The 24,007-nt window shown below is 64.7% G+C and carries 20 protein-coding genes; 13 read left to right on the forward strand and 7 right to left on the reverse strand.

All coding sequences use genetic code 11. The annotated features are described in order from the left end of the window. Window positions 1–3 precede the first annotated feature (3 nt). Together EET10_RS14125 and EET10_RS14130 are read right to left on the reverse strand one after the other, a co-directional pair. Entirely contained in the window at window positions 4–942 is a 939-nt protein-coding gene (locus EET10_RS14125; protein WP_081260730.1) for a thiamine pyrophosphate-dependent dehydrogenase E1 component subunit alpha, read from the reverse strand. Between the two features lie 97 nt (window positions 943–1,039). Further along, on the reverse strand, window positions 1,040–1,915 hold the full coding sequence (locus tag EET10_RS14130; RefSeq protein ID WP_036403171.1) for a mycofactocin-coupled SDR family oxidoreductase: 876 nt from the start codon (window positions 1,913–1,915) through the stop codon (window positions 1,040–1,042). Between the two features lie 255 nt (window positions 1,916–2,170). Here EET10_RS14130 and EET10_RS14135 point away from each other — a divergent pair, with 255 nt between their 5' ends. Further along, window positions 2,171–3,391: a CaiB/BaiF CoA transferase family protein gene (locus tag EET10_RS14135; protein ID WP_063468017.1), complete on the forward strand. Its 1,221-nt coding sequence runs from the start codon at window positions 2,171–2,173 to the stop codon at window positions 3,389–3,391. A gap of 25 nt (window positions 3,392–3,416) precedes the next feature. Here the strand turns inward: EET10_RS14135 and EET10_RS14140 are convergent, their stop codons facing one another. Next, complete coding sequence (locus EET10_RS14140) at window positions 3,417–3,791, reverse strand: thioredoxin family protein (RefSeq protein WP_036403169.1); 375 nt, start codon at window positions 3,789–3,791, stop codon at window positions 3,417–3,419. 136 nt (window positions 3,792–3,927) lie between these two features. Between EET10_RS14140 and EET10_RS14145 the strand changes: the two genes are divergently transcribed. The 8 genes from EET10_RS14145 to EET10_RS14180 all read left to right on the forward strand — a co-directional run bounded on the left by EET10_RS14145 (window position 3,928) and on the right by EET10_RS14180 (window position 12,553). Beyond that, window positions 3,928–4,197 (forward strand): metal-sensitive transcriptional regulator, encoded by a 270-nt coding sequence (locus tag EET10_RS14145; protein WP_036403464.1) that lies wholly within the window; start codon window positions 3,928–3,930, stop codon window positions 4,195–4,197. Between the two features lie 59 nt (window positions 4,198–4,256). Beyond that, a complete protein-coding gene (locus EET10_RS14150; RefSeq protein ID WP_036403461.1) occupies window positions 4,257–4,685 on the forward strand; it encodes a DUF302 domain-containing protein in 429 nt (142 codons plus the stop codon). A gap of 55 nt (window positions 4,686–4,740) precedes the next feature. Beyond that, complete coding sequence (locus EET10_RS14155) at window positions 4,741–5,097, forward strand: carboxymuconolactone decarboxylase family protein (RefSeq protein WP_036403166.1); 357 nt, start codon at window positions 4,741–4,743, stop codon at window positions 5,095–5,097. 195 nt (window positions 5,098–5,292) lie between these two features. Then, a complete protein-coding gene (locus EET10_RS14160) occupies window positions 5,293–7,179 on the forward strand; it encodes a PE family protein (RefSeq protein ID WP_063468016.1) in 1,887 nt (628 codons plus the stop codon). 134 nt (window positions 7,180–7,313) lie between these two features. After that, window positions 7,314–8,555, forward strand: a complete 1,242-nt coding sequence (locus EET10_RS14165; protein WP_036403164.1) for an amino acid deaminase/aldolase — start codon at window positions 7,314–7,316, stop codon at window positions 8,553–8,555. A gap of 43 nt (window positions 8,556–8,598) precedes the next feature. After that, complete coding sequence (locus EET10_RS14170; RefSeq protein WP_063468014.1) at window positions 8,599–9,804, forward strand: M28 family metallopeptidase; 1,206 nt, start codon at window positions 8,599–8,601, stop codon at window positions 9,802–9,804. After that, window positions 9,801–11,087 (forward strand): D-arabinono-1,4-lactone oxidase, encoded by a 1,287-nt coding sequence (locus EET10_RS14175; protein ID WP_036403162.1) that lies wholly within the window; start codon window positions 9,801–9,803, stop codon window positions 11,085–11,087. The genes EET10_RS14170 and EET10_RS14175 overlap by 4 nt, the downstream gene beginning before the upstream one ends. 101 nt (window positions 11,088–11,188) lie before the next feature. Then, on the forward strand, window positions 11,189–12,553 hold the full coding sequence (locus EET10_RS14180) for a wax ester/triacylglycerol synthase domain-containing protein (protein ID WP_036403160.1): 1,365 nt from the start codon (window positions 11,189–11,191) through the stop codon (window positions 12,551–12,553). 883 nt (window positions 12,554–13,436) lie between these two features. On the opposite strand, the gene EET10_RS14190 is transcribed toward EET10_RS14180, so the two are convergent. Continuing rightward, entirely contained in the window at window positions 13,437–14,159 is a 723-nt protein-coding gene (locus tag EET10_RS14190) for a hypothetical protein (protein ID WP_136622946.1), read from the reverse strand. A gap of 176 nt (window positions 14,160–14,335) precedes the next feature. Further along, entirely contained in the window at window positions 14,336–15,502 is a 1,167-nt protein-coding gene (locus EET10_RS14195; RefSeq protein WP_122502236.1) for a patatin-like phospholipase family protein, read from the reverse strand. Window positions 15,503–15,758: 256 nt separating this feature from the next. On the opposite strand from EET10_RS14195, the gene EET10_RS14200 reads away from it, so the two are divergent. Continuing rightward, complete coding sequence (locus tag EET10_RS14200; RefSeq protein ID WP_036403150.1) at window positions 15,759–16,049, forward strand: ANTAR domain-containing protein; 291 nt, start codon at window positions 15,759–15,761, stop codon at window positions 16,047–16,049. A 5-nt stretch (window positions 16,050–16,054) separates the two neighbouring features. Here EET10_RS14200 and EET10_RS14205 read toward each other — a convergent pair whose 3' ends face one another. After that, window positions 16,055–16,801: an IclR family transcriptional regulator gene (locus tag EET10_RS14205; RefSeq protein WP_036403457.1), complete on the reverse strand. Its 747-nt coding sequence runs from the start codon at window positions 16,799–16,801 to the stop codon at window positions 16,055–16,057. Window positions 16,802–16,866: 65 nt separating this feature from the next. Between EET10_RS14205 and EET10_RS14210 the strand changes: the two genes are divergently transcribed. Next, entirely contained in the window at window positions 16,867–18,207 is a 1,341-nt protein-coding gene (locus EET10_RS14210; protein ID WP_063467835.1) for an FAD-binding oxidoreductase, read from the forward strand. Then, entirely contained in the window at window positions 18,207–19,019 is an 813-nt protein-coding gene (locus EET10_RS14215) for a DAPG hydrolase family protein (RefSeq protein ID WP_036403149.1), read from the forward strand. Before EET10_RS14210 ends, EET10_RS14215 begins: the two co-directional genes overlap by 1 nt. 2 nt (window positions 19,020–19,021) lie before the next feature. On the opposite strand, the gene EET10_RS14220 is transcribed toward EET10_RS14215, so the two are convergent. Then, entirely contained in the window at window positions 19,022–19,579 is a 558-nt protein-coding gene (locus tag EET10_RS14220) for a TetR/AcrR family transcriptional regulator (protein ID WP_063467836.1), read from the reverse strand. 343 nt (window positions 19,580–19,922) lie between these two features. On the opposite strand from EET10_RS14220, the gene EET10_RS14225 reads away from it, so the two are divergent. Then, window positions 19,923–23,936, forward strand: a complete 4,014-nt coding sequence (locus tag EET10_RS14225) for a PPE family protein (RefSeq protein ID WP_122502237.1) — start codon at window positions 19,923–19,925, stop codon at window positions 23,934–23,936. Window positions 23,937–24,007: the final 71 nt, after the last annotated feature.

A 24,007-nucleotide genomic window follows, 5' to 3' on the forward strand; every position in this document is an offset into this window, starting at 1 on the left:
GCCTCACACCGGAAACCCGAGCGGCGTTGCGTATACGTCACGTTCGAGTTCGTCGAGGGACGGCGCACCGGCGCTCATGACCGCGCGCAACGCCGAATCCACCTGCAGCAGCGCGTCGTGGTCGATGCCGCTGAGCTCGTTCTCGCCGTAGATTCCGGTTTCGAGGAGGTGGTTGCGGAACCGCGGCACCGGGTCGGCGGCCATGGCCGCTGCCAGCTCGTCCTTTGGTATGTAAGGCATCCGGTCACCGAAGTAGTGGCCGCGGAAGCGAAACGTCACGCACTCGATGAAGGTGGGGCCGCCGCCGCCCCGGGCGGCCTCCACCGCCTTGTCAAGTGCTGACCTCACCGCCAGCGGGTCGTTGCCGTCGACGCGGACGGCCGGCATGCCGTAGCCGGCGGCACGTTCCGCGACATGTTCAAGCTTCATCGTGGCGGATGTGGGTGTCATCTCCGCGTACCGGTTGTTCTGGCATACGAATACCACGGGCAGGTTCCAGAGCGCGGCCATGTTGGCCGCCTCGTGGAAGGAGCCGGTGTTGGTGGCGCCGTCGCCGAAGCTGACCACCGTGACGCGATCCAGCCCTTTGCGCTTGCCGGCCAGCGCCAGCCCGACGGCCACCGGCGGCCCGGCGCCGACGATGCCGGTCGAAAGCATCACGCCTACGGCCGGATTGGCGATATGCATGGTGCCGCCCTTGCCGCGGCTGGCACCGACGGTGCGTCCCAGCATCTCCCCGAAGATCTCCTGCAGCGGCACTCCCTTGCCGATCAGATCATGCAGCCCGCGGTAGGTCGTCACCAGCTGATCGTCGGTCCGCAACACCACACCCATCGCCGCGGCGATGGCTTCCTGGCCGCGCGACGGCCAGTACACGCAGATGAACTCCCCGGTGCTGATGCCCTTGGCCAGCCGGTCATCGGCCGTTTTCATCAGCACCATCAGCTCATAGAGGCGGCGGCGGAAGTCGCCGAAACGGTCGAGGGTCACGGTGTGTCTCCAAGTCCCATGTGCCGCAGGTGAATTGATCTCATCGCGATCACCCGCCGGACCACGGCTTGACCTTGAGGAAGCCGCCGCCGTCCACCCGCAGCTGCTGGCCGGTGATATAGCGGGCCGCATCGGAGGCGAGAAACAACACGGCCTCGCTGATGTCCTCGGGTTCGACATAGGGAATCGGCATCGCTTGCACCACCGGGAAAACCGGTTCGGCGTCCTCGCGAGTGGGGTTGGGCAGGTCCGGCCGGAAGGCCCGGTACATGGGAGCGCTGTGCAACATGTCGGTGTTGACGTTGGTCGGGTGTACCGCGTTCATCCGGATGGAGAACGGAGCCAGCGTCCGGGCGAAGTCGTTGACGTAGTGCGCCGCAGCGATTTTCGCGAAGGCATAGCCGGCTCCGCCGGGGCCGCCGTCGATGCCGGTGGTGTTCATCGACGACATGAATGCCGCATTGGAACCGATGACGATGATCGACGCGCCGGCGCGTAGGTGTTTGAGGCTGGCATGCACCAGGTTGAGCACCCCCACCAGGTCCACGTCCACGGCGTCGGCGAAGGCCTGCGGCGGCAGGCCGGCGGTGAGCGGGCAGATGCCGGCGTTGGCGACCACGATGTCGAGACGGCCCAATTCGGACACCGCGTTGTCGATCGCCGTCGACAAGGCCGCGCGGTCGCGGACGTCGGCGATCGCGGTGATGACCCGCCGGCCTTCTTTTTCCACCAGACGCGCCGTCTCGTCCAGGTCCTCCGGCCGGGCCAGCGGATACTCGTTCGTCTCGATATCGGCGCACAAGTCCACCGCGAGGATGTCGGCGCCCTCTGCGGCAAGCAACCGTGCATGCGAGCGGCCCTGCCCGCGCGCCGCGCCACTGATCACCGCCACCTTGCCGGCTACCCGGCCCGCTATCCGGCTCATCGCCGCCCCTTGTCCGCGTCCCTACACCGACGACCCACATTGGGAGTCAAAGCCTTTCGCTGCCCGCGCGGCGCTGGCACCGAGCACGGCCGGGCTGCGGCAGCGGCCAACGACGCCGGCGTCGAACCGTTGGTGGTTCCCATCGCATCTCTTCCGAAGAACCGCGCGTGCCTGCAGCCGGGATATCGCCATCCGCTACGCTAGCTAGAATATCTAAAATAGCAAGGAATAGCTGCGGCGGCCGAGGGGATTGCGATGGCAGGGGTACTCAGCGGTGTCCGGGTTGTCGAGTTGGCGTCGTGGACCTACGTACCGTCAGCCGGTGCCGTCCTGTCGGATTGGGGCGCCGACGTGATCAAGGTGGAGGGTGTCGCGGCGGGTGATCCCGGCCGGGCATTGGTGGTGGGTGGTTTCACTCGTGAGGCGGCCCGGGTCGACGCCGACTTCATCCTCGAGTTGGGTAACCGTGGCAAGCGCAGCATCGCGATGGACATCAAATCCGAGACCGGCCGTGAGCTGTTCGGCCGCCTGCTGGCCAGTGCCGATGTGTTTCTGACCAATTGGCTGCCCGGCGCCCTCGAGCGCGCCCGGCTGACCGTCGAGGAGATCCGCTCCTTCAATCCCAAGATCATCATCGCCAGAGGAACGGGGCTGGGCGTGCGCGGCCCGGATCGCGATCGCGGTGGCTTCGATGCCGCCACCTACCTGGCGCGCGGTGGGGTGGCCTACACCCTCACCCCGTTCGGCAGCGAGACGCCGGCTGTGCAGGGGCCGGCGTTCGGCGACCTGCAGGGCGGGGCAACGCTGGCCGGTGGGGTGTGTGCCGCGTTGTTTCACCGCGAACGCACCGGAGAGCCGTGCATCGTCGACTCGTCACTACTGGCTCAGGCGATGTGGGCCATCGCGCCGTCGATTTCGGCGGCGGACTTCTTCGATATCGACGGCATTCCCGGGGCGCCGCCCGGGTTGGCCATCAATCCGCTGGTGAATCGGTACCAGACCAGGGACGGCAGGTGGATTCAGCTGGTGTTCCTGCAACCCGACAAATACTGGGCCGGCTTTTGCCGGCGGATGGGACTTGCCGAGCTGGCCGCTGACGAGCGGTTCGTGCCGTCGCGCAACCTCATTGCCAACGCGGCCGAGGCAACGCAGATCTTCGCCGTTGCCTTCGCCGGCCACGATCTCGCGCATTGGCAGAAGGTTCTCGAGGACGAACCGGGTGTGTGGGCAGCCCTGGCGACGCCACGGGAGACGCTCAACGATCCTCAGGTCGAACCCAACGGGTACGTGGTGACCAACCGCGATGACCACGGCGAGCCGTACCGGATCGTGGCCGCGCCGGTTCAATTCAACGAAATGCCGCCGGGTCCCGCGCGTGCCCCCGAGCATGGCCAGCACACCGAGGAGATTCTGCTCGAGATCGACGTGGACTGGGACGACATCGCACGGGCCAAGGATCTCAACGCGATCCTGTGAGAGGGGCCGGGTACCGAGCAGCCGGCTACCGGGCAGCGGCTGCCTGGCGTGCGGCGATCTTGGCGCGCACCGTAGCCATGTCCAGCGATTTCATCTGGCCGATCAGGTTCTCCAGCACCGCAGGCGGCAGGGCGCCGGCCTGGCTGTAGACCAGCACGCCGTCACGAAACGCCATGATGGTGGGAATTGAGCGGATGCCCGCCGCCGCGGCCAGTTCGCGCTCGGCCTGGGTATCGACCTTGGCGTGCACGACGTCGGGATGGGCTCGTGCGGACTTTTCGTAGATCGGGGCGAACGCCTGGCACGGACGGCAGTAGGCGGCCCAAAAGTCAACCAGCACAAGCTGATTGTTGGTAACCGTGCTCTCGAATGTGTCGTGGGTTAGATTGACGGTGGCCATTGTCGGTCCTTCCATCCGGGGATACTGCTGCTAAGAACAGATACCCGTGGGGGTATATTCCCAGGTGCCGCAGCTGGCAATTCATACCCCCCGGGGTACTATGGTGAATAAGACCGATGAGACGGGAGGATCCACCGTGATTGGTGATCAAGACAGCATGGCTGCGGTACTGAACCGGCTGCGGCGCGCCCAAGGGCAGCTTGCCGGCGTGATTTCGATGATCGAGCAAGGTCGCGACTGCAAAGAGGTTGTTACCCAGCTTGCCGCGGTGTCGCGGGCGCTCGACCGGGCCGGGTTCAAGATTGTTGCCACCGGACTACGGGAATGCATCACCGGAGCCCAGTCCGACGGTGCCGCGCCGCTGAGTGAAGCCGAGTTGGAAAAGCTTTTCCTGGCGCTGGCCTGAACAGAGGTTGCTACAAGAATCCGAAGAGAATGTCCGAAAAGATAGAGGAGATAGTGGAGATGGATATTGCATTGTCGGCCACCTTGCACACCGGCTTCGACGAGGCGGTCAAGCGCACCCGCGAGGCGCTGGCGCAGCAAGGCTTTGGCGTCTTGACCGAGATCGACGTGAAGGCAACCCTGAAGGCCAAACTCGACGAAGACATGGAGGACTACCTGATCCTGGGCGCCTGCAATCCGCCGCTGGCGCACCGTGCAATCGAGGCGACCCGCCAGATCGGCACTCTGCTGCCCTGCAATGTGGTGGTGCGATCGGACCCCGAAAAGGCCGGCACCACCGTCGTCGAAGCGATGAACCCGCGGCTGTTGGCTGATGTCACCGGTGAACCCAAGCTCGCCCCGATCGCCGATGAAGTCACCGGCCGGATCCAAGCCGTCATCGACGAGCTGCAACGCTCGGACAAGGCGGCCGAACGCTCGCAGGCGTAATCGGTACCCTTGCGACCCTGAGGTTCCCACAACCACCCGAAGGGGTACGAGGCTGATGTCAGACCACTACCATCACGAGGTCCTCGAGGAGCTGCGGCCGCAACACCGAGCGCTTCGCAGCCAGATTCCGGACGTCTACAAGGGATTTGCGGCCCTCAGCGGCGCCGCGCTCACCGACGGCGCCCTCAGCCGTAAGGTCAAGGAACTCATGGCGATGGCGATCGGGGTGGTACAGGGGTGCGACGGCTGCATCGCCTCCCACGCCCAGGCCGCGGCCCGCGCCGGTGCCACCGCCGAGGAAGCCGCCGAGGCGATCGGTGTCACCATCCTCATGCATGGCGGACCGGCCACCATCTACGGCGCTCGGGCCTACACCGCATTCTGCGAATTCGCCGAGACCAAACCTTCTTAGGGCGGTCCCTGCCGTCCGGCGGCGCCGGCCCCCGGCAGCGGCGAGATCGCTGAAACACTTCGGGGCCATCCGGCGAAACGATCGGTAGGTCTACCGGAAATGCGGGGTGTGCTGACCCGATGGCGATACCCTTTGCCGAGGGTTGATGGCGACCGGGCGACCGCCGGGTTTCCGTGAGGTGGTGGGAGGTCCCTGATGTCGTATCTCATCGCGGCCCCAGAACTGGTGGCGGCGGCGGCAACGGATCTGGTGAGCGTTGGTTCGTCGATAAGCGCGGCCAACTTCGCGGCTGCCGCGCCAACGACGGCAGTGCTGGCGGCCGGTGCCGACGAGGTGTCAGCCGCGATCGCTGCCCTGTTCGGGGCGCATGCCCAGGCCTATCAGCTGCTCAGCACCCAGGCCGCGGCATTCCACGAGCAGTTTGTACGGCTGCTCACCGCGGGAGCGAACTCGTATTCCCTCGCCGAGGCCGCCAATGCCTCGGCTGCACAATCCTTGCAGCAGGACCTGCTCGACCTGATCAACGCGCCCACCCAGGCGCTATTCGGACGTCCACTGATCGGCAACGGCGCCGATGGAATAAACGGAACCGGGCAGAGCGGCGGTGATGGCGGGATCTTGATCGGCAACGGCGGCAACGGCGGGTCCGGCGGCATCAACCAGGGCGGCGGCAACGGCGGCAACGCCGGCTTGTGGGGCAACGGCGGCGCCGGTGGAGCCGCGGGGAACTCCACCACCGCCGGTCTCAATGGGTTCAACGGCGGCGCCGGAGGCAACGGCGGCTTGCTGTGGGGCAACGGCGGTGCCGGTGGCGCCGGCGGCAATGGCGGCCCTGCGCCACTGGCCGGTGGCGTCGGCACCACCGGCGGCAACGGCGGCAACGGTGGTGGCGCCGGGCTGATCTACGGCTTGGGCGGCGCGGGCGGAAACGGCGGAATCGGGGGAGCCGCGCCGGCCATCGGCCCCTCGCCGACCATCATCCCCGCGGGCGGTGTCGGCGGGTCCGGGGGTGCCGGCGGCGGGGCAGCGGCGTTGTTCGGCGTCGGCGGCGCGGGCGGGACCGGCGGGGCCGGCGGCCTCAGCAACGCGACGGTCCAGAGCGTGGGTGGCTACGGCGGCATGGGCGGTCTCGGCGGACAGAGCGGACTGCTGTACGGCGCTCCGGGCGCCGGGGGCGTCGGCGGTGCGGGCGGGGCCGGCGACGGACTGTTCGCCAGCTTCGGCGGCCATGGCGGGTCCGGTGGGAACGGGGGCGCCACCGGCCTGTTCGGCAATGGCGCGGTCGGCGGCGACGGCGGGCTGGGGGGCGACGGTGGCACGGGAGGCGCCCAGGGCGGCCAGGGTGGTATCGGTGGTCTCGGCGGTACCGGAAGCCCCGGTGGTCTGCTGTTGGGCAACGGTGGATCCGGCGGCAACGGTGCGCTCGGTGGCAATGGTGGCGCCGGCGTGACCACCGGCTTCGCCGGCTCGGGTGGCTTCGGCGGCGCCGGTGGCGATGCCCAGCTGCTCGGGATCGGCGGCGTCGGCGGCAACGGCGGTGGTATCGGCGCCGGAACCACGGCCGCGGTGCCGGTCACCTCGCAGCCGGTGGGCGGCATCGGCGGCAATGGCGGTCGCTCCGGATATCTGTTCGGGACGGGCGGCAACGGCGGCAATGGAGGGGCCACCAGCACCAACGGGGCGCTGTATGCCAGCGGCGGCGACGGCGGCGACGGCGGCCTGATCTTCGGCAACGGCGGTACCGGTGGCAACGGCGGCGCCGGTGGCGGCACCAGTGTCGGCAGCGGCGGTCAGGGCGGCAACGGTTCGTTTTTCTTCGGCAACGGCGGTGCCGGCGGCACCGGCGGCGCGGGCGGCCAGGGTGCCGGCGGCTCCGGCGGATCGGGTGCGGTGTTCTTCGGCAACGGCGGTGCCGGCGGTAACGGCGCACCCGGCGGCGTCGGCGCGGGCGGCAACGGCGGCAGCGCGGTAATCATCGGCAACGGCGGCAACGGCGGAAACGGCACCGGCTTGGCCGCCGGGGGCAACGGCGGCGCCGGCGGATTCCTCTTCGGCCAAAACGGGACGAACGGGTCGGCCTAATTCGGCGGGGACCGCCTCGGACAATCGAAGACAATCGAAAAGGCGCAGCGGGCACACCATTCGGCGTGTTCACCGCCGTGCCGGAACATCACCGATCTGCTGCCAGAGTCCGCCGCGTTCAGTAAGGTGGCGGCGTGCCTGAGGTGGGTCGCGAGCAGCGTGCCGACGAGCCGGTCAGGCTCGACCCGCACGGCCGGCTGCAACGCTACGAGCAGGCATTCGCCGCCCTGGACGCGCCGTTTGCCTTCGTCGACCTCGACGCGATGTGGGCCAATGCCGGTCAGCTGCTGTCCCGCGCGGGTGACAAGCCGATCCGAGTGGCGTCGAAGTCGTTGCGGTGCAGGCCTTTACAGCGCGAAATCCTTGACTCCAACGTTCGCTTCGACGGGCTGATGACCTTCACGCTGGCCGAGACTCTCTGGCTGGCCGAGCACGGCTTCGACAACCTGCTCCTCGCCTATCCAACGACCGATCGGGCGGCACTGCCCAAGCTGGGCGAGCTGACGGCCGCGGACCCCGAACGGGCGCCGATCGTGATGGTCGACAGCGTCGAGCACCTCGACCTGATCGAAAGCGCGACCGCACACCCGGTGCGGCTGTGCCTGGACCTCGACGCCGGCTACTGGCGAGCCGGCGGACGAGTGAAAATCGGGCCCAAACGGTCACCGCTACACACGCCGGAACAGGCCCGAGCGCTCGCGGTGGAGATCGCGCGCCGCCCGTCGGTGACCCTGGTGGCGTTGATGTCCTACGAGGGCCACATCGCCGGGTTCGGCGACAACGTGGCGGGCAAGTCCGCCCAGAACGCGGCCGTGCGGTGGATGCAGCGGCGGTCCTTCGCGGAGTTGCGGGAACGTCGCGCCCGCGCCGTCGAGCTGGTGCGTGACGTCGCCGACATCAAGATCGTCAACGCCGGCGGTACCGGCGACCTTCAGCTGGTCGCCCAGGAGCCGGCGATCACCGAGGCCACCGCCGGCTCCGGGTTCTACGCCCCGACGCTGTTCGACTCGTATTCGACGTTCGCCTTGCAGCCGGGCGCGATCTTCGCGTTGCCGGTCTGCCGCCGGCCTGGCGCCGACACCGTGACCGCGCTCGGGGGCGGCTATCTGGCCAGCGGAGTGGGCGCCAAGGATCGCATGCCGACCCCCTATCTGCCGAGCGGGCTCAAGCTCGACCCGATGGAAGGCACCGGTGAGGTTCAGACGCCCTTGTCCGGGCAAGCGGCCCGGCGCCTGAAGATCGGCGACAAGGTGTATTTCCGGCACACCAAGGCCGGCGAGCTGTGTGAGCGGTTCGATCGGTTGTACCTGGTTCGGGGCGCGCAGATCCTCGACGCCGTCCCGACCTACCGGGGTGAGGGCCGCGCGTTTCTCTGATGATGGAATGGTTCGCCTACCCGCCGTGCGACAAGGAGCTGCTATGACTGCGATCACCGCATTGCCGACTGAATTGGCCACGATGCGTGAGGTCATCGAGACACTGGCACCGATCGAACGCGGTGCCGGCGACGCGGGGGAGCAGGAGGCTGCCGCCTGGATCGTCGAGCGCTTGAGAGCCGCCGGTGCACAGAATGCGCGGATCGAAGACGAACAGTTCTACGACGGCTACCCGCAGCTGCACGCCAAGCTGTCGGCGGTTGGCGTCGGCGCCGCGATCGCCGGTCTGATCAGCCGACGGTTGCGGGTACTTGCCGGGCTGGCGGGGCTGGGCGCGGGGCTGGCGATCGCCGACGACTGTTCCAACGGGATACGCGTGGTGCGCAAGAAACTCCAAAAGCCCCGGACGACATGGAATGTCGTGGCCGAAGCCGGCGACCCCACCGGCCAGCGGACGGTCGTGGTGTGCGCTCATCACGACGCCGCACACAGCGGCAAGTTCTTCGAACCCGGCTATCAGCGGTTCTTCGTCGAGCGATTCCCGGGGATCGTCGAGCGCATCGACACCTCACTGCCGAACTGGTGGCCGTCGATCCTGGCGCCGGCGGTGGCCGGTGCCGGCGCGCTACGGGGCAGCCGCAAGATGATGCTCGCCGGGGCCGCGATGAGCGCGATCGGGGTGGCGGCGTTCACCGACATCGCCCGCAGCCCGATCGTGCCGGGAGCCAACGACAATCTTTCCGCCGTGGCGCTGATCGTCGCGCTGGCCGAGCGGCTACGTGATCGCCCAGTGCAGGGTGTGCGGGTGCTGCTGGTGTCGCTGGGCGCCGAGGAGCAATTGCAGGGTGGCATCTACGGTTTCATCGCCCGTCACAAGCCTCAGCTGGACCGTGACCACACCTACTTCCTCAACTTCGACACCGTCGGCTCACCTGAACTCATCATGCTCGAGGGTGAGGGCACCACGATCATGGAGGACTACTACCACCGGCCGTTCCGGGATCTGGTGGTTCGAGCCGCCGAACGCGCTGACGCACCGCTGCGGCGGGGGCTGCGATCGCGCAACAGCACCGACGCCGTGATCATGAGTCGGGCGGGCTACCCGACCGCCTGCTTTTCTTCCTTCAACCGCCACAAGGCGCTGTCGAACTACCACCAGATGTCCGATACACCGGAGAACGTCGTCTACGAAACGGTGATGCATGCGACAACGGTGGCCGAATCCGTGGTGCGGGAGCTGGCCCGGTGAGCACCGTGTGGCGCAACTGGGCCGGCGAGCAGTTGTGCGCGCCGTCGCAGATTGTCCGGCCCACTTCCGAAGCCGAGTTGGCGGAGGTCGTCGTCAAGGCTGCACAGCGCCGCGAACGGGTGCGCGCCGTCGGCACCGGGCATTCGTTCACCGACTGCGCCTGCACCGACGGCGTGATGGTCGACATGAGCGGCATGCAGCGGGTCATCGACGTGGATGTGGCGGCCGGTCTGGCGACGGTGCAAGGCGGGGCCAGGCTGCACCCGCTGTTCGCGCAGCTGGCCGAGCGGGGGCTGGGCCTGGAGAACCAGGGCGACATCGACAAGCAGTCGATCACCGGGGCGACCGCGACTGCCACGCACGGCACCGGGGCGCGCTTCACCAACGTGTCGGCGCAGGTCGTTTCGCTGCGATTGGTTACCGCCAGTGGCGACGTCGTGACCCTGTCGGAGGGTGACGACTACCTGGCGGCACGGGTATCGATCGGCGCGTTGGGCGTGATCTCCCAGGTGACCCTGCGGGTGGTGCCGCTGTTCACGCTGCATCGCGACGACGCGCTGCGCCCGCTGGCCGACACGCTGGATCGACTCGACGAGCAGGTGGACGGCAACGACCACTTCGAGTTCTTCGTGTTCCCCTACGGCGATACGGCGCTGACCCGCACCACGCGCCGCAGCGACGAGGAGCCCAGGCCGCTGCCGCTGTGGAAACGCCGGATCAACGACTACGCCGAAAACGCGGCGCTGAGCCTGATCTGCCGCGCTGGTCGTCAATTCCCCAGTGCCGCACCGGCATTGAACCGCCTCATGACGAACTTGATGTCGCCGGCCACCGTCCAGGATCACGGCTGGAAGGTCTACGCGAGTGCACGCAACGTCAAGTTCACCGAGATGGAATACGCGATACCGCGCGAGCACGCGCGCGAGGGCGTGCAGCGGATCATCGACCTTGTCCGCCGCCGCAACCTGCCGATCATGTTTCCGCTCGAGGTCCGCTTCGGCGCCCCCGACGACGCGTTCTTGTCGACCGCGCATGACCGCGACACCTGCTACATCGCCGTTCACCAGTACACCGGCATGGAGTTCGAAACCTACTTCCGCGCCGTCGAAGAGATCATGGACGAGTATGCGGGCCGTCCGCATTGGGGTAAGCGCCACTATCAGAGCGCCGGCACGCTTCGCGATCGGTATCCCGCTTGGGATCGCTTCGCGGCGGTCCGCGATCGCCTCGACCCCAACAGGGTCTTCCTCAACGACTACACCCGGCGGGTCCTCGGCCCCTGACGGGCGACCAATGGCACCACTTGTAGGGACCAAAGTCCTTGGCTGACAACATCCTAGTGACCGCGGCCACCAGGCATCGTAGCTTTGTCCGTGGAGCCACTATGACTGAATTCATGCGCAACAGCGATGCCTTTACCTGGGCGATGGAAACCGACCCACGGCTGCGGTCCACAGTGGTCACGGTCGTGCTGCTGGATCGATCCCCGGACTGGGACCAGATACGCCAGCGCTTCGATCTGATCAGCCGGGAACTACCGATGTTCCGCCAGCGGGTGGTGGAATCTCCGCCGCCCGCCCCGCCACGATGGGAGTACGACGCGGACTTCGACTTGGACTACCACATGCGGCGGGTGGCCGTTTCGGGAGCGGGCACCCTCGACGATGTGCTCGAACTGGCCCGAGTGGCCGCGATGCAGGATTTCGACCGGGCCCGGGCCCTCTGGGAGGCGACGCTGGTCGAGGGCCTGCACGACGGCGCCGCGGCGGTGATCTGCAAGTTCCACCATGCGCTCACCGACGGTGTCGGAGGCATCCAGATCGCGATGCGGCTATTCGACCTTTCCGAAGAGCATTACGAGCTGGAGTCACTGCCCGCCGCACCGGAGGTACCCCAGCCGTCCCGCCTGGAGGGGTACCGCGATTCGTGGCGCTATAGCGCCACGTTGCTCGCCAACGTGGTGACCGGCACGGCACGGCAGGTACCGCAACTGGTGTACGGCGGTGTCCGGCGCCCCATCTCGACGCTCCGGTCGGCAGCGGCCAACGCGGCGTCGGTGTACCGGACGGTCCGGCCGCTCAACCGCACCGGTTCACCGCTGATCAGGCAGCGGGGCCTGATCCGGCGCCTCGGGGTGCACGAGGTGCCGCGGCTGCAATTGCGCGACGCCGCGCATCGGTGTGGCGGCGCGCTCAACGATGCGTTTGTCGCCGGGGTGGCGGGCGGGTTACGCATCTATCACGAAAAACACGGCGTTGCGGTTGGCGATTTGCACCTGACCATGCCGATCAGCCTGCGGACGAACACCGATGACATGGGTGGAAACCGAATCACGTTGATGCGGTTCGACATTCCCGTCGGTGAGGCTGACCCGGCGAAACGGATCAAGGCCATCCACGAGCGCGTCGGCGCGGTGCGGCAGGAAAAGTCGCTGCCCTACACCCAGGTGATTGCCGGCGTTCTCAACCTGATGCCGCGCTGGTACATCGGCTCGGTGCTGCGCCACGTTGATTTCCTGACCAGCGACGTACCCGGCATCCCGGTGCCGGTGTTCCTCGGAGGTGCGGCAGTGCGCAGGCAATACGCGTTCGGCCCGACGATCGGCTCGGCCGTCAACGTCACGCTGCTGTCCTATGTCGACACCTGCGCACTGGGCATCGACGTCGACACCGCCGCGATCCCCGACTACGACGTCTTCCATGACGCTCTGGTCGCCGGCTTCGACGAAGTATTGGCGCTCGCAGGCTAGTAACGTGCTCGGAAAGTGACGCGGCGTGCCTGCGCACCTGATGTAACTGGAACGGTCAGTGCGGCTAGGTCGCCGACGAAATCCAAGGTCCACAAACAAATCCCAAGCCGATCAGCCCAGTACACCAACCCTGCGAAGATCCGAGCTAACGTTTGCACTCTATAAAGAGGTGCTGAGTGGGAAAAACGTACAAGTTGTCTCGAACCCTGTACTCGCGCTCTACGATCCGAAGCAGTCGACTCTTAAACGCATCGCGCGTGTCCTGTGAGCCCGTAAGCCATGGGCCAAGGAATTTGACGATTGCGTCCGCGTAGGTCGCCTCAACGAAGCTGTTCACCGGATACACGTCGACCGTGCCAAGACGATTGCAGCACTCGATTAATGTATCGAATTGTGAGTTATCAGTGTCCGTCCTACCCAAGAGCTTTTGGTCAAGATATCCAACAGCTCCATGCGATCCTTTAAATGTAACGATAAGCAGCAGTCCATTTTGACTCACACTCTCCCATGCAGCATTGAGAAATGCGGGATATGAGGCAGTCGAGCCCTCGGGTACCGAGTGGCACGATAGAACGAAATCGTACGTCCTGTGTATGGGTAATGGAAAAACTCCCTCAATCACCTGTAGCCCAACGTCCCGCAACGCCGCAGCACATTCGTTATCCTGTTCAATTGCACAGTAAGCCCGAACACGCTTTGATAGTGGAACAGCCATTGCGGGGTACCCGGCGCCGATATCGAGCAGCGAGGTGGCCCCAGCGTCATGGATGCGACGAATTATGTTGTGGAGCAGCGCGCTTCTCTGATGGTAATAGAGTCTAGCTGGCCACACATCGGATGCGGATTTTCCTGGGTCAGCACCCGTCATGACCAGTCCGGGTTTTCAAGCCTCTTCATACTGCCTGTGCTGGGTGCCCTTACGATGCTCTATTGCATGACCTGGAGTGTAGATAACACAGACTTTTACGCAAACTGTCGCTGTATAGCAGCGTTTGATCGTACGCTTGAAGGCCCAACTCGTCGAAATTGTCTTGTCATATTCTATGGATTCCCGATTCTTGATCGTGACAATATTCGCGACCCGCTCCAGATCACTCTCCTCAACCAAGATCTGGTCAGCGCGTAAACCGTCGTAGAATTGTCTTCCCGCAAAACCCAACCCGATGAATTCGCTCAGCTCGTATTTTGTCAATAGACGTTGATAAGCGCAGAGGAATTCAATGTGCTCGGGCAGTCTTCCGATAGCAGAATTGACGACAGGATCTCGCGAGAACTCTAGCGGGATGAGATTCCCAGCCTGCAACTTGAACGTGCTTGGAGCAAAGGAGTCATCTTTCGATGGACGCGTAGCCATCATCGTGGTGAGCGCTGGGGTTCCATCATCCAAGATCTCTTCATCCTCGAGCATAATGTGTTCCGAATCGATACTATTGTGCTTGTGGAGCAAGTCTACGGAGTAGTATTCGTCGACACCGAATTCGAAAAAACAGGCGCAAGCTTCCTCCAAGAGTGCAGCCAATTTCTGGTCTTTGCGGACTCTTCGATCGGCAGAATTTACATCGAGAAGCAAGTTATACCGTTCTGCTGAAAAAAATTCGGTTTTCATACGCTGCCCCTACGCGGATGCACTAACCAGTCCAAGATATGATTTCGGCTGCGGCCCTCGGTTGTCAAGCAACGCAAGAAGCATTCTGCCGAGGACCTTGTACGTAGCTGCGGCCCGCCGACGACCTGACAGCGCCGGAAAGACCGATGAAGAGATTGTCGCGTAAGCCAGAGGTGCTAGCGGCCAAGCTGTACCACTGGCAGCGTACCTGTGGCGGGGCGGACACGGCGCCAGGAAGCCTCAGTGGGCGCTGGCTGGTCGGGTGCCGCCTCGGTTGCCGTCAGCGCCCCGCGTGCCTGCACCCGCCCGGCCCGCATGAAGCCGGCCCAGTCGCGGGTGCTGAGAAATTGGCGATAGAAGCCGAGTCCCCGCACCGTCTGGTACGAAACAGGCTCGATCATGATCAACCTCGACGCCGCCCGTAACCGGGCCAGGTTCTCGCGGGCGAGTTCGATCTGCTGGCAGGTGCGCACCTGGCTCGCGACGTACAAGATGCTGGCGCGGCGATACTCCCAACCCGTGGCGTCTTCGCCCGCAAAGCCCGGAGGATAGAACCCGTTGATCGCCAGCGTCACCTCGCAGGGCTGCTCGATGTCGAGCAGGGGGCGAACCGGGAAGATGTCGACGATGCCGCCGTCGCACCAGTGGAACCCGTCGAACTCGACAGGCTGGATGAACAACGGCAACGCGATGGCCATATGTACGGCGCGCGCTACCGTAAGCTCTGGATGCGTACCGGGACCGATGAATTCGATTCGATTCTGTTCGATATTCCAGATCGGTGCGTAGGCCGGAACAGGCAGTTCGCCCAGGGTCAGGTCGCCGAGCAGACGCCGGTAGGTCTGCTCGATCACATCGCCGGCAATGATGCCGGCAAACCCGCGCCCGGCATCCAGCGCCAGCCGCAGCAGCCGGCCCCAATCCAGGTCGACATAGTCGCGGGGAAGCAGCCCCAGAGTGAAGGCCGCCACCTCGTCCGCGCTCATCCCGGCCGCAAGGGGAAAACCGAACAGCGCCGAGCCCGAGCACAGCGAGTAGACGGACGGACGCAGACCCGCTTCCTCCAGCGCCCGCGCGGCCCCTACCAGCGAGGCCATCGCGCCGCTTCCGCCGGTGGCGGCCAGCGCAATCCGTTGCCCTTCAGCGATATTCGTGACGTAAGGCGCCGCGGACGGGAACGGCTGGTGGTGCTGAGCACCCGTGGAGGGCAGACGCAGCGCAGCCCAGGCGGCGTCCGCCAGAAATCCGGCGTCCTGGCGCAACCCCAGCGAAAATTCGCGTGCGCGCGTTAGCACGTCGAAGTACTGGCGCAGCCGAAAGACATCGAGAATCGTCCCTAGCATGTCGCCGACTATTCAGGCCGGCCGGCACCTGGCACAGAGTCCTCAGTCACCAATGCCGGGGTCCGTCGTCGTTGATGACGCGGGGCCGGTATCAAGGTGATCACGGGCGAATACCAATGTGGGCGGCAGCCTGGCACAAGGAAGCCGATACCCAAATCATGGCACCGTGGCCAGAGCGGCTCACCCGAGCCACCTGCCCCCGGGCCGAGGCACTTGTGGTGGGTATCGGTAGGACTCGACAGGAGATTGGCAGAGCATGACGGCGAACTGGGTGCCGACCCAGATCTCGGGTGGCCCGGACGCTGGTCGCATTCTCGACACCGCGCGGGGAATTCTCATCGGGCTGCGCCGGTGCGCTTCCGAGAATGCACTCGACGAGCTGCACACCGCGGCACAACGCCACAAGGTGTCGGTGTTCGCGATGGCATGGGCGTTGGTCCATCTCGCCGGTGACGGCGCAACATCTCAGGTATTCGCCGATGCCCAATCGGCGGTTCGGCGCGAGTGGGGTCAATTGTTTGCCCGGTCAGCCGCGCCAACGCGCTGACCCGGTCAGCGTGTCCAGACCGGAGAATCGGCCGCGCTGCGCAGTGCTGAAACGATGCGCTGTTCCTTTTCCGCAAACCGCTCGGTCGGCGTGGGCACCGAGATGGCGACCACGTTGTCGCCCAAGGCTCGTCCGGCGATAGCGGCCGCGGAAATACCCGGGGTGTGCTCGTCACGATCGAACGCTATTCCACTGCTTCGGATTTCAGCGATCGCACGACGCAGGGCTGCGGCGACTTCAGGACTGAACTTGGCCAGGGCGGTTTCGGCGGCCGCGTCGTCGAGTACCGCGAGGGCGGCCTTTCCGTTGGCGGTGCTGTTCAGCGGGAATCGGACACCGATTGCCGAAACGGCGCGGAGTCGGTGTGACGACTCGATCTGGTCGACGAACCACATCTTGTGGCCACGCAGAATCGACAGGTCGACAGTTTCGCCGCCGGTTGCTGCGGCCACTCGCTCGATGGTCGGCCGGAACACCGCAGCGATGTGCGCTGCGGTGGCGTTGCCGAATCCCAGTAAGCGTTCGCCGAGAGAAAAGTGGCCCCGGTCATCGATGCTGGCCAAACCGACTTCGACCAGACCGACCAGCAGCCGGCGCGTGGTCGACTTGGCCAGCTCCAAGCGCTCACTGAGGTCGACGAGGCGCAACTGACCGGGCGCGGCCGCGATCTCGTCCAATGCGGCTGCGGCCCGACGCAGCACCTGGATACCCTCATCGCGAGTCGCCGGGGAATTTCGTTCCGTTCGCGGCACCATTCCACTATAGTGGTTCGTATTGCGAATCTTGATGAACCGAAATACGGATCAAAGGAGAGTTGATGAGCGCGCTACCGGCCGGTCGGCACTTTTTCCGCGGTGACGAGGGCTACGAAGCGGCCCGCCGTGGTTCTGTGTGGCATCAACGAGTGCCCGAACGGTATCCCGCGGTAATCGTGCAAGCCGCCGGTGCGGACGACATCATCGCGGGGCTGCGCTACGCCAAAGCCAACGGCCACAAGGTCAGCATCGTTTCCGGGGGGCACAGCTTCGCAGCCAGCCATCTGCGTGACGGCGCCGTCCTGCTCGACGTCAGCCGCCTCGATCACGCGACGATCGACGCCGAAAAGCGAACCGCGGTCGTCGGTCCCGGCAAGGGCGGCAGCCTGCTCATGGCCGACCTCGAGGCGCAAAACTTGTTCTTCCCCGGTGGCCACTGCAAGGGCGTCTGCCTCGGCGGTTATCTGCTGCAGGGTGGCTACGGCTGGAACAGCCGTATTCTCGGCCCGGCCTGTGAGAGCGTCATCGGCCTCGACGTCATAACCGCGGAGGGCGAGCAGATCCATTGCGACGAAGACAATCACGCCGACCTGTACTGGGCTGCCCGCGGCGCCGGTCCGGGCTTTTTCGGTGTGGTCACGTCGTTCTACCTGAAGCTTTACCCGCGGCCGGCCGTCTGCGGCACCAGCGTGTATGTCTACCCCTTCGAGGTCGCCGACGAGGTCTACACCTGGGCCCGCAACATCAGCGCCGACGTGGACCGCCGCGTGGAGATGCAGATCATCGCGACACGCAGCGTCGCGGAGATGGGTCTGGAGATTCCGGCCATAGTGCTGGCGTCGCCAGCGTTCGCCGACTCGGAGGAAGAGGCCAAGGAGGCGCTCTCGGTGTTCGACACCTGCCCGGTCGTCGACCGGGCACTGATCAAAAACCCTTATGTGCCAACTGATCTGCCGGCCTGGTACGACGTGGTGATGACCCACTACCTCGGCGACCACCGGTACACGGCAGACAACATGTGGACATCGGCATCGGCTGACCAGCTGTTGCCGGGGATTCGCAACATCCTCGACACCTTGCCGCCGCCACCGTCGCACTTCTTGTGGCTGAACTGGGGACCATCCCCGGCCCGCCAGGACATGGCCTACAGCGTGGAAGACGAGATTTATCTGGCGCTCTACGGTTCCTGGAAGGACGCCGCCGACGATGAGAAGTACGGCGATTGGGCGCGATCCAACATGGCCGCCATGTCTCACTTGGCCACGGGCATTCAGCTTGCCGACGAGAACCTCGGTGATCGCCCGGCCCGGTTCGCCACCGATGAAGCCATGGCCCGGCTAGACAAGACCCGGGCCACCTATGACCCCGATGGTTTGTTCAACAGTTGGATGGGACGGATTTGATGACCGGCGACTTGTACCTCGGATATCGCGACGGCGACGCGGACACACCGTTCGGCAAGTTCTTCAAACCCGAAATGGCGGCGCTGCCGGACCATGTCGTCGAAGCGCTTCAACATGGTCCGCAAGGCGGGATGGCGCTGTTGGCGTTCGGTGACGCGGCGACCGTAGCTGACGAGGGCTACCACCAGACGGAGAACGGCTACGGGGTACTCGAGGACGGCAGCTTCCAGGTATCAGTCCGCACCGACATGCCGGAAGTGACCCCGGCGATGTGGACGTGGTGGTTCGGCTGGCACGGTTGCGACACTCGTCGGTACAAACTGTGGCATCCGCGTGCGCATCTCTCCGCGGCCTGGAAGGATGGCTCGAACGATGCCGGACGTCGCGGTGCCCAGCGTTACATCGGCCGCTGGTCGATGATCAAGGAATACATCGGTTCGACGATGCTGACCGCCGCAATACAATTCATCGCACCGCCGTCCATGGGCCTGCCCGAAGATTCCGATGACGGCGTGGCCGTTTGTGCACGGCTGGGCTCCGGTGATGCCCCGGTGGATGTCGGATGGTTCGTCCATCACATTCGCTCGACACCGGTCGGCTCGGAGATGCGGTCGCGGTTTTGGATGGGTGGCCCGCACATCGAGGTTCGCAATGCCCCCGGTATGGCGTCGAAGGCGGTGCGTCCCATAGCATCTCGGGTCCTAGGCGATCCGGTCGCCACCGCCCGCAACCTGCTGGTGCATTGCGCCCAGGAGATGAACCACCTGGCGGCGTTCATGCCCCAGCTCTACGAAAGCTTCGGCGACGAGTAGGCTCACTGTCCGGCAAATGCCGGCGCGACGAATGTTTGTACCAGGCGGCGTTCGGCTTCTTCGTTTTCTGCCGGCCAGTACATCAGCGACAGCACCACTCGAATCACCCATTTCGGGGCCTGGGGATCACCGCCGGCGAGCCCGGCTAGCTCGGTAGCAAAGTCGGCAAGGAGCGGCGACTCGGCGAACCAGGCAACTTCTCTGGTGCCGCCCCGGATCGAGCTGACCATGAGCTGACACAGTGGGTCGGCTCGGATCTGTTGCAGCGTCAAAAGGATCGAGGCGACAAGTCGCTCGGAACCGGTCAGCGGCTCGACGGCCGAGCGCACCGAGTCCACGATGCGTTCCGCGGTCCGTTTGACGACGGCGTTACGGATCTCGGTCTTCCCGCCGACGTAGCGGTAGATGGTTGCCCGTGAGCAGTGGACTCGGATAGCGAGCTTGTCGATATCGAGGGTGTTGAGCCCATCGTGAGCGATGAGGTCGGTCGCGGCGTCGTAGATCCGTTCGGCAGCAGCAGCGCGCCGATCGCCGCCGATGAGCCAATCGTCAACAGGCACGAGATTTGCGTGTCCTTCCCGCCGAGAAGCATTGGATCATTTTTCTAAGAGTGAGACGAAGATAGCATCTTCTCTCACCATCGTCGCAGGTCCTCAATCCGCTTTGAGACGACCCCGGACGATACCTGCCGGTCGCGCATTTCAACTTGTTGTCACGCCGTTGACCTGCGGGTTTCCGCTCATCACGCTGGTTCAACAACGTGTCGTTACGGGGTCGCCGGAGGTGCGGGATGTCACTTGTGTCGCTTGACAGACCAGCTCGGCGACGTTCGGACCGGGTTAGCCGGTTTGCGGATGGTCTCGTTTTGTCACTGACTCGCTGGCGCATGAGAGAGGTCGGGCAATGAACTTTTCGGTAATGCCGCCGGAGATCAACTCGGCTCTGATCTTCGCCGGAGCCGGGGCGGAACCGTTCTTGGCGGCTGCGGCGGCCTGGGGCGGGCTGGCGGACGAATTAACCTCGGCGGCAGCCTCTTTCGGTTCGGTGGCCACGGGGTTGGTCGGCAGTTCATGGCTGGGGCCGTCGTCGGCAGCGATGGCCGCAGTGGCAGGCCCCTATGCGGAATGGCTGTCTACTTCGGCGGCCCAGGCCCTGCAGGCGGCGACACAAGCCGAAGCGCTGGTGGCCGAGTTCGACGTCGTCCGAGCGGCAATTGTGCAACCGATTATGGTGGCCGCCAACCGATCCGACCTGGTGTCGCTGGTGATGTCGAACCTGTTCGGCCAGAACGCTCCGGCAATCGCCGGCGTGGAAGCCGTATACGAGGAGATGTGGGCGCAGGACGTGTCGGCAATGGCTGCCTATCACGCAGGCGCTTCCGCGGTGGTCTCATCGCTGACGCCGTTCACCGAGCCGCTGCAGCGTCTGGCGGGCCTGGCGGGACAATCGAGCGGCGCGGCGGCCGCCGTTGAGTCGCGACTGCCTTTCGATATCGGTTTCGGCAACCTTGGCGGCGGCAATCTGGGCAACGGGAATGTCGGCCTCGGGAACCTGGGCAGCGGAAACCGCGGCAATGGCAATTTCGGTGCGGGAAATCTGGGTACCAGCAACTTCGGCGTTGGCAACCTGGGCAACTACAACTTTGGTCCGGGAAATCTCGGCAGCTACAACGTGGGCCTGGGCAACACCGGCAACAACAATTACGGTTTCGGCAACACCGGCACCAACAATATCGGAATCGGCCTCACAGGCACCGGCCAGATCGGCATCGGATTGCCGAACTCTGGCACCGCCAACCTCGGCTTGTTCAACTCGGGCAGCGGAAACATCGGTTTCTTCAACTCGGGCAGCGGGAATGTCGGCATCGGCAACTCCGGCAACGGAAACACGGGATTCTTCAACGCCGGCCCCGGCAACTTTGGCATCGGTAACTCCGGTGGCTTCAACACGGGCTTTTTCAATCCAGGAAATTTCAATACCGGAGTATTTGACGTCGGCAACGCCAATACTGGAAATTTCAACGCTGGGAACTTCAATACCGGCAATTTCAACTCCGGCTCGTCCAACACCGGTAGCTACAACACCGGGAATGTGAACACCGGGTTCTTCAACGCGGGCAACGTCAACACGGGTTTTTTCAACACCGGCGACATGAACAACGGCTTCGGTTTCAGAGGCACTGGTCAGGGCGGCCTGCACGTGAATATCGGCACACCCGATCTGACGTTGCCGCCGCTCAATATGCCCACTCTGACAATACCGGCTTTGAACCTGCCGACCATTATTACGCCCGACTTGTCGATACCCGCTATCGACCTGCCCAATGTCATCGTGCCCGCGATCACCGTGCCGGGGCTGGACCTGCCGGCCGTCGCCGTGCCGGGCTTCACGCTGGACAGCGCCCTCCTGGGCGGCTTCACCACACCCAAGCTGGTCATTCCGCCGCTGACCACACCGACGATCGCCGTGCCGGGGCTGGACCTGCCGGCGGTGGCCGTGCCGGGCTTCACGCTGGACAGCGCCCTCCTGGGCGGCTTCACCACACCCAAGCTGGTCATTCCGCCGCTGACGACACCGACGATCGCCGTGCCGGGGCTGGACCTGCCGGCGGTGGCCGTGCCGGGCTTCACGCTGGACAGCGCCCTCCTGGGCGGCTTTACCACGCCCAAGCTGGTCATTCCGCCGCTGACCACGCCCACCGTCAACGTGCCCGGTCTCGACCTGCCCAACATCACCACGCCCCCGATCAGTGTGCCGGGGCTGGATCTGCCGGCCGTGGCCGTGCCGGGCTTCGCGCTGGACAGCGCTCTCCTGGGCGGCTTTACCACACCCAAGCTGGCCATTCCTGCGCTGACGACGCCCACCATCGCGGTGCCCGACCTTGCCCTACCCAACATCACCACGCCTCCGATTGCCGTGCCGGGACTGGATCTGCCGGCCGTGACCGTCCCGGGCTTCAAGTTGGACAGCTCACTCGTCGGTGGTTTCAGCACGCCCAAGCTGGTCATTCCGTCGCTGACGACACCGACGATCGGCGTGCCGGATCTTGACTTGCCGAAGATCACTACGCCCCCGATCGCGGTGCCGGGGTTGGATCTGCCGGCCCTGACCGTCCCGGGCTTCAAGTTGGACAGCTCACTCGTCGGCGGTTTCAGCACACCCAAGCTGGTCATTCCGTCGCTGACAACCCCCCCGATCGATTCGCCGGGTATCACGTTGCCGCAGATATCGATACCTGGTTTCAAGGTCGACAGCATAACCGTAGGCGGCTTTCAGACGCCCCACATAGTTTCGCCAGAATTTACTACACCGACGATTCGTTTTAACGGTCTTGGTATCTACAGTCTAGCGGTAAAGTGGGACACCAATGTATTTGCTCTCAAGGGAGTGAACTACCTCCCGAATACAGCTATCATTGATCCGTTCAACGGCCAGGCGTACTTTAACCTGATCTCACTGGAATCCTCGGGATTCGATCTTCCCACCCTCACCATCCGGTCGTATACGTTACCGCGCTTCGGGATCGACGGATTCGGCCTTCCGCCGATCACCCTGCCGGACATCAATATCCCGCGCATCACGCTGGGTGCGTTCACCATACCCGCGATGTCCACGGGTCAGTTCACGATCGACCCCGTGGGGGTGGACCAGTTCGGTCTTCCGCCGATCACCGTGCCCGACGTCAACATTCCGCCGATCAAGTTGGGTGCCTTCACCATTCCGGGGCTTGACATCGACCCCGTCAAGTTGGATGGGTTCACTATTCCGGCGATGTCTACGGGTCAGTTCACGATCGACCCCGTGGGGGTGGACCAGTTCGGTCTTCCGCCGATCACCGTGCCCGACGTCAACATTCCGCCGATCAAGTTGGGTGCCTTCACCATTCCGGGGCTTGACATCGACCCCGTCAAGTTGGATGGGTTCACTATTCCGGCGATGTCTACGGGTCAGTTCACGATCGACCCCGTGGGGGTGGACCAGTTCGGTCTTCCGCCGATCACCGTGCCCGACGTCAACATTCCGCCGATCAAGTTGGGTGCCTTCACCATTCCGGGGCTTGACATCGACCCCGTCAAGTTGGATGGGTTCACTATTCCGGCGATGTCCACGGGTCAGTTCGCTATCGATCCGATCGGGGTGGACCAGTTCGGTCTTCCGCCGATCACCGTGCCCGACGTCAATATCCCGCCGATCACATTGGGCGTCTTTACTATTCCGGGAGCGACCACCGGCCAGTTCGTTGTCGATCCGATCGGGGTGGACCAGTTCGGTCTTCCGCCGATCACCGTGCCCGACGTCAATATCCCGCCGATCACATTGGGCGCCTTTACTATTCCGGGAGCGACCACCGGCCAGTTCGTTGTCGATCCGATCGGGGTGGACCAGTTCGGTCTTCCGCCGATCACCGTGCCCGACGTCAACATCCCACCGATCACATTGGGCACCTTCGCCATTCCCGAACTCAACCTCGACCCGATCCGACTCGGTGCCTTCACCGTCCCGGGCCTTACCGTCCCACCCGTGCAGTTGTCAGCCTTTACTTTCCCCGGTTTCACGATCCCGAGCATCACCCTGCCTGGCACCACGATTGCGGGCTTCGACATCCCGCAGCCGCCGGGCTTCGGCAACACGAGCACCGCACCATCGTCGGGGTTCTTCAACACCGGCGCCGGGGGCAGCTCCGGCTTCGGTAACCGGGGCTTGAGCCTTTCCGGTGTGTTTAATGTGAACCCTGCGGTGCTCCTGGGTGGTTCCGGCTACCAGAATGTCGGCACCAACATCTCTGGACTGGTGAATCTCGGTGGTTCGCTGTCGGGCCTGGCAAATACGGGCAGCCTGCCCATGACGTTACCTAGCCTGCTCTCCGGCATCGCAAGTATCGGAAGTGCGGGCTCCGGCTTCTTCCTCAGGTTCTAGGTGATTGCCGGAAGCCGCGGCCTGTCCTGCGCTGGCGCACGGATGAATACGCACATGACCGACCTGAACGG

Source organism: Mycobacterium pseudokansasii (genome assembly GCF_900566075.1).
GTDB lineage: Bacteria > Actinomycetota > Actinomycetes > Mycobacteriales > Mycobacteriaceae > Mycobacterium > Mycobacterium pseudokansasii.

Bases quoted from the DNA above. Each gene is read 5' to 3' on its own strand.
- EET10_RS14210 (WP_063467835.1), top strand. From the start codon at position 16,867: ATGAGCGCGCTACCGGCCGGTCGGCACTTTTTCCGCGGTGACGAGGGC.
- EET10_RS14135 (WP_063468017.1), top strand. From the start codon at position 2,171: ATGGCAGGGGTACTCAGCGGTGTCCGGGTTGTCGAGTTGGCGTCGTGG.
- EET10_RS14200 (WP_036403150.1), top strand. From the start codon at position 15,759: ATGACGGCGAACTGGGTGCCGACCCAGATCTCGGGTGGCCCGGACGCT.
- EET10_RS14160 (WP_063468016.1), top strand. From the start codon at position 5,293: ATGTCGTATCTCATCGCGGCCCCAGAACTGGTGGCGGCGGCGGCAACG.
- EET10_RS14170 (WP_063468014.1), top strand. From the start codon at position 8,599: ATGACTGCGATCACCGCATTGCCGACTGAATTGGCCACGATGCGTGAG.
- EET10_RS14150 (WP_036403461.1), top strand. From the start codon at position 4,257: ATGGATATTGCATTGTCGGCCACCTTGCACACCGGCTTCGACGAGGCG.
- EET10_RS14225 (WP_122502237.1), top strand. From the start codon at position 19,923: ATGAACTTTTCGGTAATGCCGCCGGAGATCAACTCGGCTCTGATCTTC.
- EET10_RS14180 (WP_036403160.1), top strand. From the start codon at position 11,189: ATGACTGAATTCATGCGCAACAGCGATGCCTTTACCTGGGCGATGGAA.
- EET10_RS14130 (WP_036403171.1), bottom strand. From the start codon at position 1,915: ATGAGCCGGATAGCGGGCCGGGTAGCCGGCAAGGTGGCGGTGATCAGT.
- EET10_RS14190 (WP_136622946.1), bottom strand. From the start codon at position 14,159: ATGAAAACCGAATTTTTTTCAGCAGAACGGTATAACTTGCTTCTCGAT.
- EET10_RS14140 (WP_036403169.1), bottom strand. From the start codon at position 3,791: ATGGCCACCGTCAATCTAACCCACGACACATTCGAGAGCACGGTTACC.
- EET10_RS14125 (WP_081260730.1), bottom strand. From the start codon at position 942: ATGGTGCTGATGAAAACGGCCGATGACCGGCTGGCCAAGGGCATCAGC.
- EET10_RS14215 (WP_036403149.1), top strand. From the start codon at position 18,207: ATGACCGGCGACTTGTACCTCGGATATCGCGACGGCGACGCGGACACA.
- EET10_RS14195 (WP_122502236.1), bottom strand. From the start codon at position 15,502: ATGCTAGGGACGATTCTCGATGTCTTTCGGCTGCGCCAGTACTTCGAC.
- EET10_RS14155 (WP_036403166.1), top strand. From the start codon at position 4,741: ATGTCAGACCACTACCATCACGAGGTCCTCGAGGAGCTGCGGCCGCAA.